Origin of the sequence: Pseudomonas sp. M47T1 (assembly GCF_000263855.1) — a bacterium.
In the GTDB taxonomy this organism is placed as follows: Bacteria; Pseudomonadota; Gammaproteobacteria; order Pseudomonadales; family Pseudomonadaceae; genus Aquipseudomonas.
The window spans coordinates 337,859-351,354 of record NZ_AJWX01000002.1 but is presented as its reverse complement, the minus strand read 5'-3'; the positions used below and the strand labels follow the sequence as shown (position 1 = coordinate 351,354).

Below are 13,496 nucleotides of genomic sequence, written 5' to 3'. Positions count from 1 at the left end.
TTACACCAGCAACGGGCAATGCTCACAATGCCCCACCCATTCCACTTTATAAGCCAGGCAACAACTGCGCCGCTGCCGCGTGCCGTCCGGCAAATAACGAATGGGCTCATATAAAGGGTTGCTGCGCCCATCCGCCGACTTGCGCGAATGCAGCAACGCCAACGCCGGCCCCACCGCCAGCCCCAACGCCTGCAAGCGCACCGCGGCCTGTTCCAGGTAATCACCGGCATTGCCCCACAACACGGCCGTGGGCACCTCGCCATAGGCGCTCAAGCGCTCAATGAAGGGCCGCAGGCTGGCCTGCACCACCGGCTCAAGGGATTCGTCGGCATCACCCGGCTCGCCCTCCTCCAGCAGCTTTACCGCCAACGGCAAGCCACGTTCGTTGAGCACCAGCCCTACCTGGTCCAACTGCAACGGCAGGTACCAGCCATGGGCCAACTGGGTGACCAGAATGGCCGGCAACCAATACATGAAAAAATACTTCGACCATTGGGAAACCAATACCGGTTTCTGTTCATCGAACAGCGGCTGCCCATAGATGCGCACCAAGGCAGCGTCCAGATGCGCCGGCTGCAGGGCATCGTGCACCGATTGCGCAAGGCGCGGGTCATCCACGGGCAACAGGCCCTGCGTGAATGCGGCATAAGGGCCACTGGCCCACGGGTGGTTCATTGAAGCTCCTGACAGCGTCCAGGGTGACTAAAGGACGCACGAAACAACAGCATGCCAAAAACGCCTCGGTGCCTGTGTTTTTTTATGTTAGGGTGCGCGCCCGCAAAAAACCGGACCGGCAAATTTTGCCCCGAGGAATGCCGGACAAATGGTCTCAGGCATGTGGGACCCGGCCTACATGGGCTGCACGGTTTCGCACACAAATTACCCACAAGTTATCCACAGAACACCGTGTTGCAATCCTCCCACAGGGGCCTTATCTTGTATCTCCGGCGCGCCAAACCACTACATGTTGGGTTTTGGTGGATTTGCCAACCACATTTTTTACGCTAATCTCAAGCCCGTCTTGAGGTTATTTTTCACAGATTTACACTTTTTTTTTCGCTCTTTAACGCTCGCGAACGGAACCAGCACGACTTCACGTCGTAGGCTGGTGTTTTCCGTTTTCGAGCCGTAGCGCCCAGGGACGGTCAGTAAACCCGTCCCCGATCGTTGCAACGCTTTTCAAAGAACTACAGGTACCCCCAGGGCCTAACCCATTCGATCGTGGAGATACAGATGCAGACCGACACAACTCGCGAGAACCCGGCAGGCAAGGCGCCACTGGCTACAGAATCCAGCCAGGATCTGAACGCCACCGCGCCGGGCCAGCTGCGCGTGATCAAGCGCAACGGGACTGTCGTCCCTTACACCGACGACAAGATCACCGTCGCCATCACCAAGGCTTTCCTCGCAGTTGAAGGCGGCACCGCTGCCGCTTCGTCGCGCATCCACGACACCGTGGCGCGCCTCACCGAACAAGTCACCGCTACCTTCAAGCGTCGCATGCCTTCGGGCGGCACCATCCACATCGAAGAAATCCAGGACCAGGTAGAACTGGCCCTGATGCGTGCCGGCGAGCAGAAAGTGGCCCGCGACTACGTGATCTACCGTGACGCCCGTTCCAAGGAACGCGCCGTGCGCACCACCGCCGACACCCCGGTAGATGCCCACCCAAGCATCCGCATCAGCCTGGCCGACGGCAGCTTCGCGCCGCTGGACATGGGCCGCCTGAACACCATCATCACCGAAGCCTGCGAAGGCCTGGCTGAAGTGGACGGCGACCTGATCCAGCGCGAAACCCTGAAAAACCTGTACGACGGCGTAGCGTTGAAAGACGTCAACACCGCCCTGGTGATGACCGCCCGTACCCTGGTTGAGCGTGAGCCGAACTACTCGTTCGTCACCGCCCGCCTGCTGATGGACACCCTGCGCGCCGAAGGCCTGGGCTTCCTGGAAGTGGCCGACAGCGCCACTCACCACGAAATGGCCGACCTGTACGCCAAGGCCCTGCCGGCCTACGTGGCCAAAGGCATCCAGTACGAACTGCTGAACCCTGTGCTGGCCGAATACGACCTGGAAAAACTGGGCAAGGCCATCAACCACGAGCGTGACCAGCAGTTCACCTACCTGGGCCTGCAAACCCTGTACGACCGCTACTTCATCCACAAGGATGGCGTGCGTTTCGAACTGCCGCAGATCTTCTTCATGCGCGTGGCCATGGGCCTGGCCATCGAAGAGAAACAGCGCGAAGACCGTGCCATCGAGTTCTACAACCTGTTGTCGTCCTTCGACTACATGGCGTCGACCCCTACCCTGTTCAACGCCGGCACCCTGCGTCCACAACTGTCCAGCTGCTACCTGACCACCGTGCCGGATGACCTGTCGGGCATCTACCACGCCATCCACGACAACGCCATGCTGTCCAAATTCGCTGGCGGCCTGGGCAACGACTGGACGCCGGTCCGTGCGCTGGGTTCGTACATCAAGGGCACCAACGGCAAATCGCAAGGCGTCGTACCCTTCCTGAAAGTGGTCAACGACACCGCCGTTGCAGTCAACCAGGGCGGCAAGCGCAAAGGCGCCGTGTGCGCCTACCTGGAAACCTGGCACCTGGACATCGAAGAGTTCATCGAACTGCGCAAGAACACCGGTGATGACCGTCGTCGTACCCACGACATGAACACCGCCAACTGGATCCCTGACCTGTTCATGAAGCGCGTCTTCGATGACGGCAAGTGGACCCTGTTCTCGCCAAACGAAGTACCAGACCTGCACGACCTGACCGGCAAGGCCTTCGAAGAGCGCTACGAGTACTACGAAGCCCTGACCGAGTACAACAAGATCAAGGTATTCAAAACCATTCAGGCCAAAGACCTGTGGCGTAAAATGCTGTCGATGCTGTTCGAAACCGGCCACCCATGGTTGACCTTCAAAGACCCGTGCAACCTGCGTTCGCCACAGCAGCACGTAGGCGTGGTGCACAGCTCCAACCTGTGCACCGAGATCACCTTGAACACCAACAAGGACGAGATCGCGGTCTGCAACCTGGGTTCCATCAACCTGCCGAACCACATCGTGGACGGCAAGCTGGACACCGCCAAGCTGGAGCGCACGGTCAACACCGCCGTACGCATGCTCGATAACGTTATCGACATCAACTACTACTCGGTACCACAGGCCAAGAACTCCAACTTCAAGCACCGCCCGGTGGGCCTGGGCATCATGGGCTTCCAGGACGCGCTGTACCTGCAGCACATCGCCTACGGTTCCGACGCTGCCGTCGAGTTCGCCGACAAGTCCATGGAAGCGGTCAGCTACTTCGCCATCCAGGCTTCCTGTGACCTGGCCGACGAGCGCGGCGCCTACGAGACCTTCCAGGGTTCGCTGTGGTCCAAAGGCATCCTGCCGCTGGACTCGCAACAGATCCTGATCGAAGCCCGTGGCCAGAAGTACATCGACGTCGACCTGAACGAGTCCCTGGACTGGGCCCCGGTCCGTGCCCGCGTACAGAAAGGCATTCGTAACTCGAACATCATGGCCATCGCACCGACCGCCACCATCGCCAACATCACGGGCGTGTCGCAGTCGATCGAACCGACCTACCAGAACCTGTACGTGAAATCGAACCTGTCGGGCGAATTCACCGTGATCAACCCCTATCTGGTTCGCGACCTCAAAGCCCGCGGCCTGTGGGACTCGGTCATGATCAACGACCTGAAGTACTACGACGGTTCGGTACAGCAGATCGAGCGCATCCCGCAAGAGCTCAAAGACCTCTACGCGACCGCCTTCGAAGTGGACACCAAGTGGATCGTCGACGCCGCCAGCCGTCGCCAGAAGTGGATAGACCAGGCTCAGTCGCTGAACCTGTACATCGCCGGCGCCTCGGGCAAGAAGCTGGACGTGACCTACCGCATGGCTTGGTACCGTGGCCTGAAAACCACCTACTACCTCCGTGCCCTGGCTGCCACCAGCACCGAGAAATCCACCATCAACACTGGCAAACTGAACGCCGTGTCGAGCGGTGGTGACAGCGCACCTGTCCAGGCAGCGGGCCCAGCACCAGTGCCAAAGGCTTGCGCGATTGACGAGCCGGATTGCGAAGCTTGCCAATAAGGCTTAGCTAGCAGCACAAAAAGGCCAACCTTCGGGTTGGCTTTTTTGTGCCCGGCAAACGCCACCTTCTGTACCCGCTACTGCCTTTTTTGTGGGAGCGGGCTCTGCCCGCGAAGTCACCGTCGAACGCCCCCCCCATGAAGCCGCCGTTACACCTTGCCAATCCGTCTCCGCTACAATATCCAAACCTACGATTCAGGAGGCGCCATGGAACCCCTGTCCTTTCAAGCCAAGAAAGCCTATTACGCCAAAGTCCGTCGATCCAACTACACCGCCAGCCTCCGTCTGGAGGGGTTTGACGTAACCCGTGAGGATGCCGAGCGCCCACTGCCTAGCCGCGAATCCGTAATAAACCGCTACCGCAAGACAGCTGACTGATGGTCGACAAGTACGGCGTAGGGCAAGACCCGTACTGCTATCCAGGCACCACCATCCTGCGCAATAAGCTGAATATCCGCTGCGAGATAGAATTGGATCAGGCCGAGCGTGAGCTTTCCGATATCGCTGCAAGCCAAATTGAGTTCTGCCTCCCGCCTTACGATTTCCCCTATCTGAAAAAAATCCATCATCGACTTTTCTTGATGCCGTAGCTCCATACGACTCCAACCCTGTGGGACCGGGCGAAGCTCGGGAAAACCCCACCACCGCTCCCGCGCCCTAACGCCACACCCCCCAGAAACTTCTCGCAATCAACCTTGCGAACCCGCCTCCAAAACACTATATTTAGTGCCTGCAAACAACATCCAACACCACATACGCGATTCACCTGCGTGAGCGGTCAATACCCGTTTGCAAACCAGGGGCTCCAAAAAGCCCACCCAAAATAGCGAATTGATTGCGCTACGATGAACACGGACGCTGCAATATTCCGTATAATCGCGTCCCCCACACAGGGCAAAAACCATGATGACTTGCGTACCTGATTTCGGCCTCAACCCTGCCGTCCACCGCAAGCGTCACTGCTGATTTCGATCATCCGCAGCGGTTGCCACAGCACGTAGCAACCGGGCAAATCCGAACCAATTAGAAATGCCGTCCGTTAAGCCTTCGTGCACTGTAACGGCCAATGGCAACCTCATCTTAAAATCCATCCGGTCGCCCGCGGGCAGACCCAAGCAGGAGCCTTCATCACCATGCTGAGCTGGGACGAATTCGACAAAGAAGACGACGCGCAACCCGCCAAAGGCGCCAACGCCGGCCACGCCGCTGAAGCGGCCATGGACAAACTCGACAGCGCCGGCGCCGGTGCTGCGAAAGAAGCCCGCGCCGTCACCGCGACTGACTCCGCCGCCGTAGCCCGCGCCAAAGCCGCCCTCGACAAACTCGACGTCGCCGAAGGCCTGGCTGAACTGGAAGGCTCCGCCGCCCGCGTCGCGGTCGACGAAAAGCGCATGATCAACTGCCGCGCCGACCTCAACCAACTCGTACCCTTCAAGTACGACTGGGCCTGGCAGAAATACCTGGACGGCTGCGCCAACCACTGGATGCCGCAAGAAGTCAACATGACCGCCGACATCGCCACCTGGCGTAACCCGGAAGGCCTGACCGACGACGAGCGCCGCATCGTCATGCGCAACCTGGGCTTCTTCAGCACCGCCGACTCCCTGGTCGCCAACAACCTGGCCCTGGCCGTGTACCGCCTGATCACCAACCCGGAGTGCCGCCAGTACATCCTGCGGCAGGCCTTCGAAGAAGCGATCCACACCCACGCCTACCAGTACTGCATCGAATCCCTGGGCATGGACGAAGGCGAAATCTTCAACATGTACCACGAGATCCCATCGGTCGCCAAAAAGGCAGCCTGGGGCCTGAAATACACCCGCGCCATCTCCGACCCGGAATTCAACACCGGCACCCCGGAAACCGACAAAGAACTGCTGCGCAACCTGATCGCCTACTACTGCGTACTGGAAGGCATTTTCTTCTACTGCGGCTTCACCCAGATCCTGTCCATGGGCCGCCGCAACAAAATGACCGGCGTGGCCGAGCAGTTCCAGTACATCCTGCGCGACGAGTCGATGCACCTGAACTTCGGTATCGACGTGATCAACCAGATCAAGATCGAAAACCCGCACCTGTGGGATGCCGAACTGAAGGAAGAAGCTTCGCAGATGATTCTGCAGGGTACCCAGCTGGAGATCGAATACGCGCGTGACACCATGCCTCGTGGCGTGCTGGGCATGAATGCGGCGATGATGGAAGATTACCTGAAGTTTATTGCCAACCGTCGTCTGTCGCAGATTGGGTTGAAGGAAGAGTATCCAGGGACTACTAACCCGTTCCCTTGGATGAGCGAGATTATGGACTTGAAGAAGGAGAAGAACTTCTTTGAGACGCGGGTTATTGAGTATCAGACTGGTGGGGCGTTGAGCTGGGATTGATCTTAGAAAGGGATTGGAGAACAACCAAAAGTGCAAACTTCTGGTTGTTTTCATTTTAGCCTTACTATATTTCAACCAGAAACCCTCAGCGCAAAACCATCAATATGAAATCTGCATTGAGTAATGCGAATGACTGTAGCAGCCGTTGATCTGTTCTGCGGAGCAGGAGGACTAACTCGAGGCCTTTTAAATTCGGGCATCAACGTAACTCACGGGGTCGATTTTGACCCGGCATGTACCTATGCTTTCGAACACAATAACAGCGGCGCGAAATTTGTTAACAAATCAGTAACAGATTTGACTGGAAATGAGCTGAACAACTGGTTTGGCGGCCAAGAAATCAAGCTTTTGGCAGGGTGCGCCCCATGCCAACCTTTCTCCAAATACTCTAGCACCAGGAAGTCTAACGATGATGACAAATGGAAGCTGCTAAATGAATTTCGACGACTAATCTCAGAGACAAAACCTGAGCTAGTCACAATGGAAAATGTCCCACAACTAAGAACGCATGAAATATATCTGAAGTTTGTTAGCTTCCTTAAAGTCTCTGGCTACCATGTAGATTTCAAAGTTGTCTCATGCGCCCAGTATGGTCTTCCGCAGATGCGTAAAAGATTGGTACTCTTAGCCTCAATGCTCGGCCCTATAGAAATTATTCCCCCGACGCATTCAAGCGGTAACTTCACGTCAGTTAGAGATGCAATCAAGCATCTCCCAAGGCTTTCAGCCGGCGAGCAGGATCCTGACGACCCGCTGCATTATTCCGCATCCCTTAGCCAAATAAATCTGCAGCGTATAATTCGCTCATCACCCGGCGGCACTTGGAGAGACTGGCCAGAGCACTTACGTGCCCCATGTCACTCGAAGAAATCAGGCTCAACATATGCTAGTGTATATGGGCGCATGGAGTGGGACAAACCAAGCCCAACAATCACAACGCAAAGTTACGGGTACGGGAATGGCAGATTTGGCCACCCCGAGCAAAACAGAGCTTTGTCTCTTAGAGAGGCGGCTATCCTGCAATCATTTCCAGACGATTACAGCTTTTACGAACCGGGCACAGACATGTCGACACGAGCATTATGCACAATGATCGGAAATGCTGTACCCGTCCGCCTAGGTGAAGTCGTAGGTGAAAGCATTAAGCTACACTTGAGGGATCCAAATAAAGCTGCCTCTCCAAGTAACTATCAGTTAGATTTATAATATGAGCCATATATTCCCCCACATTGTCTCGAGCGGACCTCAGATCCTTTACAGTTAAGTCACGCCCGTATTTCTCAAAAGAGGACGCTCCATGAGCAAGGCTATTTCGAGCGTCCTTGATACCTAACAGTTCCGCCCCAGTATTATCCAAACTAGGATTCGTGACCAGCAGATTATAGAACCCTAGAACCTCCCTAAGCTTTCTAGCATCGACATTCCCGCTAAATACTCGGTCGAGCTTAAGCGACGCACGAGCTAAAGCAGCTGCAATATCTCCTCCCTGCAAGCTTTTCAAAAGAGAGCTTCCGGAATGATAAGACTCCTTGCAGTCGTTTAGAATTTTCTTCTTAAAACATTCAACGAGACTATTAAAACTAACATTTCGCTCATCAATTGCATCATAGATTGACTCCACGCATGAGAACGCAGTCGACTCAATCTGATTGTATAACATCAGGCATAGCGAAGATGAAAGTATCGGAACAATTCCGTTTCCAACCCTTGAAAGATGAGCATCTTCAGCTTGAGCCAGAAATTCGATATGACTAAATAAGACGTCTATCTCATCAGATCTGCGAGCAAATTCATCCTTGACCGATTCAATCATGTCAATCACCCAGCAACCTTGGCCCTGACAAACTCAATCCTCGCCAATAACTGCGATTTATTGTTGGCACTATCTGCGCTAATCACAGATTGAAATTCATCCTGATACATCCACTCATTCACCGGGGTGGCAGGCTCTACCAACCCTGGATTATCTCTTAGTGCCAAAGCGACACCAACCGCAATGGCCTCAAAACGCGCGCGAGGGGTTGTTTTACTGGTCGGAGTACGACGAAAACCCGTAGGGAAATGAGCATTAATAAAGTTCATCGTATTGTTAAACACAGCGAGATCTCCGGCAATAAAATCTGCGCCCCTGTCAACGCTCTTAGCCAGAAACGCTTCAAGAAACTGAAGAACCTTACCGTTGTAGGACTCGAGATCATTCAGATATCCAAAGAACCTCGTCACTAACTCTAGATGATCGCCATTAGATTTCTTTTTATCTGACAGCGGAGCCAGATCAGAGAAAAGCTTATCCGCCGAACAGGGAACGATGACCCTCTTATAAAATTCGGAGGAAGCATATTCCGAACCATGCCGTGTCTCAGCACCTACCAGCTTCTTCATACCAGAGTTTATGCGCTCAAATAGATCACGGCGATGCGACTCACTCACATCACCTTTTAGTTCCACAAACCTTAGTGTTTCTCTAAGAAATCTTCTTTTCCTACCAACTGGAAGATCCTCAAAATAAAACCCCTCTAACGCCTTCAGCTCTTTTAAGTCCTGCAATGGCACTTCACCATTCACAAAATAATGAAGAGCTCGAATCCGCTGCGACCCGTCAATGATCTCAACCCGCCCATCAAGCTCTGCATCTTCTGCAGACACGTTTGCTATGTAAATATAAGGAATCGGGAAATCTAACAAAATACTTTCAATAAATCTTGATAAGGTTTTATCATCCCACTTATAGTCCCGCTGATAGTCAGGAATGAAAAGCTCATTGGTATCACTATCAAGCCCTTCCTGGTACTTCTGCAAAATAGTCTCTATAGGAAATTCCCGTGTGCTATAGGAAATGTTTTTCTGTGCATGCCGAATTGCATTCTCAGCTAGAACCCGAAGGCTTTCCATTTTAGACATGACGACAGCTTTAATATCATCAGATTTTGCTGACGCCAACTCTTTACGCAACTCTTCCATCTGGCTAGGCATTTGACTCTCTGTGGACCAAGTTAATAATGGCATTATGACCTCGACTTAGATTACTGATCTCATAGTAGACTTACAACTCGAAAACCGTGATAAAGCAAATTCTTAACGTTGACAACTAGCCAAAAGCATGATCCTGACACCTTGCATCGACTGTGAAGAGATTTCGCCTTCCCGATATCTTCCTTGTGGGCTTGAATATGATCAATAAAGTTACTAAAAAATCAGCTCCAATGCACCAGCGCGGAAATCACAAGATCCATTTTTTACATTTTAACAATTGCGGCGCCTTGACTCTCCCCTTATTCTCCGTCTGCGCCTAAGGAACGCCTCAAGTAGCGGCCAATCCGCTCCCGAAAAAGCGGTATTTTGTGCCTGCGGCCCCCGGCTGCACGTCTCAAAAGCTCTGATACGTCGGGAGTGGACTAATACAAGACCCGCAAGGGGAATACGTCCGGCCTTCTACTTGAGGTTTCTTAACCCCCGACACCTAGCCCTAAGAAAGCTATCAAGTAGAGATAAATGGACATGTCAACCAACGAAACCGGCAGCCACCGAAGGCCCGACGACGGACGAGCACACCAATCCAACGACGTTCCCCACACGCCAATCGTCTTCACCCGCCACAACCGCCCGCTCCACGCCCTCTGGCTAGAATCCCAAATCTGGTTCTCCGCCCGGGACCTAGGCCGACTCATCGGCCGACACCTAGAATCCCACGCCCTCCGCAAGCTAGACCCCGACCAAACCTGCACCCTCTCCCTGCTCTACAACGGTGAAATCCAGCCCACTGTCATGATCAGCGAATCAGCCGTCTACATGACACTGGTCCACCACTTCATCCCAGAAAACCGCAGCCTGCGACGCTGGCTCACCCACGAAGTCATCGCCGTGATGCGCGACGAACGCGCTGACCACGACACCCACGCCCCGAGCCTAAGCCTTCTACGCTGGGCTAACTTGTCGCTCAGCATGCTGCACTGGCAAAGCGAGCCCTGGATTCGCCTCAGGGACGTACCCGAGATTCTGACTCACCCTCACCTCGCACAATCTGGCCCACGTCCACTCCCCTCACACTGGCGACAGTTCGTCGGCAAGCTGATCGGGCGCTAGCCGATCCACATGGAGGTCTGCCCTCAGGCCTCCATGTCAGAGCAGTCCGATACCACGCAATGCTCAATGCCTACTTTGAAACGGCACGCTGACCACATCGCCAGCCACCAACTGCCCCAACTCCAAATCAAACGGCACCACCCACAGCCTCAGCCCCGCGCCATATTCAAAAACCGGCAAGGGCTCCTGAAACCCAGCCCGCCGCGGATAGATCAGCACCAGATCCCCTTCCCCCTTCAGGTACTTATGCCCATACGCAAACATCTGGTAGATGTCCGCCTGACTGATCCCATAGTGTTTACCTACCAGCTCGCCATCCAGCCGCTTCCACTTGGTATCCATCACCCAACGCTTGCCATCCAACTCGGCCATCAAGTCAGGCCGCAACTGAAAAACGTGCTTGTCCCGATGCAAGCAAAGATGCTCACCCGTCACCTGCGTACTCAAGGTTGCGCCTGGCACTAACGTGTCCCGCAGGCAAGCCGCCACGTAGTTCTCAAACAACCGCTCCATTGGGAACAACAGGCTCATCCCTCGCCACTCGCCAGCAACGGCCAACGGCGTCTGTTGTTGAATGATCAACTCAACCCACGGCTTGACCGGTTGGTAGTGGGCCATCAGCCGATCATTACGCCACTGTTTAAAGTCCTGGGCCGTGTCGCGGCTGCTAGGTATCTCCAGCAACACGGTGCGCAGTTCATGGGATAGGCGCCAGCTACTGGGGTCTTGGGTTGTCTTGCAGACGATCTCCAGCGCCGTCTTAAGCAGTCGGTTTTCGGGTCGATCCGGCAAGAACACGTCATGACGAATCTGAAAGTGGTGTTGGCGCGCCGGTGACTGTCGTACCTGGCGGGCAGTGTTCAGTTGCCCGCGCAGGAATGGCTGTTCTTCTTCGATGCGTTGGTAATCGAACCGAATGCCTCGCTTGATCAAGTGATCCAGCGCATCAAGAAACCGCGCCATCACCCATTCCGTCAGGGGCGCATCGAAACGCTGCAGTGAGGCAGCGCCAACCTGCCGAGTCGGTAGTTTCAACGAGGCTTGGATCATGCGGCGCAGCAGCGCGCGGCTCTGCTGTATGCAGTCGCCCTGTTCGAAGTGTTTGGGCAGTATCTCGATGCGGGTGCCGCACGGGCTTTCCAAGGCGCCGACGTAGTTGTCGAGTTTCAGGCAACGTCGGTCTTGGAGTTGTACCAGGGCTGCGCCGCCCTGGCTGAATCCGGCATTGAGCTCGCATAGCCAGTCGAACGCCGAGGCACTGATTTGGGCGAAGTCCAAGGTCGGGTGCTCGACGTGACTGGTGGTCAACCGGGCGTATTCACGCACGGTGACAGTCATGCTCACGGCGCTTGCTCGATCAAGTAGCTGATGATCTTCCTGCCTAACCGGCGAGTGGTTTGCGGAGTGCCCGTGGATGTCAGCAGTGAGATACCGCGCTCAGTCGCGATTTCTTCCAGGACCGGTCTGGCATCAATCACCTGACCGTTACGCAGCAGCTCGACAGCGCCTGAGGTGGATTGCCGTAGTACTACATCCCCCCACTGCTTCTCCTTAGCCTCGTACTTGGGAGGTACGGACGCTTTAGCGGTGTGATCAATGATGCCTAGGTAGGATTCAACACGCTCAAAAGCCTGCGCATTGAGATCCCAGCGTTCGTTACTTTGGTTGACCATGACGGTTTCACCGAACAGCACGTTGAGGTCCTGGCTCGGCTGCAGCAAGAAGCGGTGCTCCACTGGTTTCCGCTGGTCGTTGAGCACCCACTGGATTCGCTGCCAATCTTCAAAGAAGTACTCCTGCAGCAGGGGCAAGATCTGCTGTTTGAATATCTCCGCAAGGCGCGCCAAGGTTGGTTCATCTTTTAGTGGGATGAAGTAGGCATGGCCAAGGCAGTGATCGCGATCAAGCAAAGCGGCAATACGTGCGTTCATGACGCTTAGCAATTCATCAACCGCGATGCCTTCTACTTCGATCTCTTCCAGCAACTCTGGGTTGGGCGGGACCTCGATGAAGCTAAAGCGGCGGCGCAGCGCGATATCCATAGATGCCAGCGAGCGGTCAGCGGTGTTCATGGTGCCGATGAGATACAAGTTGTTCGGGACGCTGAAGCGCTCTTTGGAATAGGGCAGCGTGATTTCCAACGCTTCGGAATTTCCAGCGCGCTTGGATGGTTCGATGAGGGTGATGAGTTCACCGAATATGCGCGATACGTTGCCACGGTTGATCTCATCAATGATCAGGACCTTGGGGGTGTCGCTTGCTTTCACTTGCTCCTGCTCGAAAAGACCGGCTTCCTGTGCCCCGATCATGTGTTCAACCATGGACGGCAGGAAGTTTTTGTAGCCGTTGACCAAGAACGGATCGAACGTTGAGTTCGGGAGTTTGCTGTCCCAGGTTTGGTTACGCAGGTCGTTGATGGTCAGTTCGTTTGAGGCTACGGCTTTGGCCAAGCCGTTGAGCATGCCCATGCCGATTTCCAGGTGATTGCCCTTGGGCTTTTCGAGCTCTACGACGTCGGGGGATGCGTAGATGACCTTGTAACCAGTGCCGTAGGTGTCGCCAATCTGGAAAGCGCGGTACTTGGGTTGGTCCGGTCGGCATAGGGTTTTGAACACGCCTGGGACGACGGTATAGCGGAGCTGGCCGTTGTCGTCGGTGTCGGCGCGTAGGCCTTCTACGAAGTCTTCGTAGCTGAAGCTTTGGTGGAAGGTGACGAAGCGGACGTCGCCTTGGGCTACCAGCTGATCGAAGCGGCTTTTCAAGGCTGCGCGGTTTTGGGCGTTGGCCTTGAGGTGAGCGGGGTCTAGGATTTCGAGAGTGCCCGCAATGGTCGCGTAGGTTTTCCCGGTGCCTGGTGGGCCGAAGAAAATTTGATTGAGCGGGGCCATTGCGGAACGTCCTTGTAGGAAAATTCCTAGC

General features: G+C 55.0%; 11 protein-coding genes. 6 read left to right on the top strand and 5 right to left on the bottom strand.

What is annotated here, in order from left to right:
- Positions 1-675: a siderophore-iron reductase FhuF gene (gene fhuF, locus PMM47T1_RS03545; protein WP_008365849.1), complete on the bottom strand. Its 675-nt coding sequence runs from the start codon at positions 673-675 to the stop codon at positions 1-3.
- A 558-nt stretch (positions 676-1,233) separates the two neighbouring features.
- Here fhuF and PMM47T1_RS03540 point away from each other — a divergent pair.
- The 5 genes from PMM47T1_RS03540 to PMM47T1_RS28825 all read left to right on the top strand — a co-directional run bounded on the left by PMM47T1_RS03540 (position 1,234) and on the right by PMM47T1_RS28825 (position 7,700).
- Complete coding sequence (locus PMM47T1_RS03540) at positions 1,234-4,113, top strand: ribonucleoside-diphosphate reductase subunit alpha (RefSeq protein ID WP_008365847.1); 2,880 nt, start codon at positions 1,234-1,236, stop codon at positions 4,111-4,113.
- A gap of 207 nt (positions 4,114-4,320) precedes the next feature.
- The gene (locus PMM47T1_RS29500; RefSeq protein WP_085989328.1) at positions 4,321-4,491 is read left to right on the top strand and encodes a YhfG family protein; all 171 of its coding nucleotides are present in this window, start codon (positions 4,321-4,323) and stop codon (positions 4,489-4,491) included.
- Positions 4,491-4,703, top strand: a complete 213-nt coding sequence (locus tag PMM47T1_RS28830) for a hypothetical protein (RefSeq protein WP_081492608.1) — start codon at positions 4,491-4,493, stop codon at positions 4,701-4,703. The genes PMM47T1_RS29500 and PMM47T1_RS28830 overlap by 1 nt, the downstream gene beginning before the upstream one ends.
- 543 nt (positions 4,704-5,246) lie before the next feature.
- Positions 5,247-6,494 carry a ribonucleotide-diphosphate reductase subunit beta gene (locus PMM47T1_RS03530; protein WP_008365843.1) on the top strand — a complete coding sequence of 416 codons (1,248 nt, stop codon included), beginning with the start codon at positions 5,247-5,249 and terminating at the stop codon, positions 6,492-6,494.
- A gap of 123 nt (positions 6,495-6,617) precedes the next feature.
- Positions 6,618-7,700: a DNA cytosine methyltransferase gene (locus PMM47T1_RS28825; RefSeq protein ID WP_008365841.1), complete on the top strand. Its 1,083-nt coding sequence runs from the start codon at positions 6,618-6,620 to the stop codon at positions 7,698-7,700.
- Here the strand turns inward: PMM47T1_RS28825 and PMM47T1_RS29670 are convergent.
- Positions 7,636-8,307 (bottom strand): MAE_28990/MAE_18760 family HEPN-like nuclease, encoded by a 672-nt coding sequence (locus PMM47T1_RS29670; protein ID WP_157212943.1) that lies wholly within the window; start codon positions 8,305-8,307, stop codon positions 7,636-7,638. The two genes, PMM47T1_RS28825 and PMM47T1_RS29670, sit on opposite strands and share 65 nt — an antisense overlap.
- 5 nt (positions 8,308-8,312) lie before the next feature.
- On the bottom strand, positions 8,313-9,467 hold the full coding sequence (locus PMM47T1_RS03525; protein WP_008365838.1) for a DUF262 domain-containing protein: 1,155 nt from the start codon (positions 9,465-9,467) through the stop codon (positions 8,313-8,315).
- Positions 9,468-9,986: 519 nt separating this feature from the next.
- Here PMM47T1_RS03525 and PMM47T1_RS03520 point away from each other — a divergent pair.
- A complete protein-coding gene (locus tag PMM47T1_RS03520; protein ID WP_008365837.1) occupies positions 9,987-10,577 on the top strand; it encodes a BRO-N domain-containing protein in 591 nt (196 codons plus the stop codon).
- Between the two features lie 63 nt (positions 10,578-10,640).
- On the opposite strand, the gene PMM47T1_RS03515 is transcribed toward PMM47T1_RS03520, so the two are convergent.
- Positions 10,641-11,921 carry an McrC family protein gene (locus tag PMM47T1_RS03515; protein ID WP_008365834.1) on the bottom strand — a complete coding sequence of 427 codons (1,281 nt, stop codon included), beginning with the start codon at positions 11,919-11,921 and terminating at the stop codon, positions 10,641-10,643.
- The gene (locus PMM47T1_RS03510; RefSeq protein WP_008365832.1) at positions 11,918-13,465 is read right to left on the bottom strand and encodes an McrB family protein; all 1,548 of its coding nucleotides are present in this window, start codon (positions 13,463-13,465) and stop codon (positions 11,918-11,920) included. Before PMM47T1_RS03510 ends, PMM47T1_RS03515 begins: the two co-directional genes overlap by 4 nt.
- Positions 13,466-13,496: the final 31 nt, after the last annotated feature.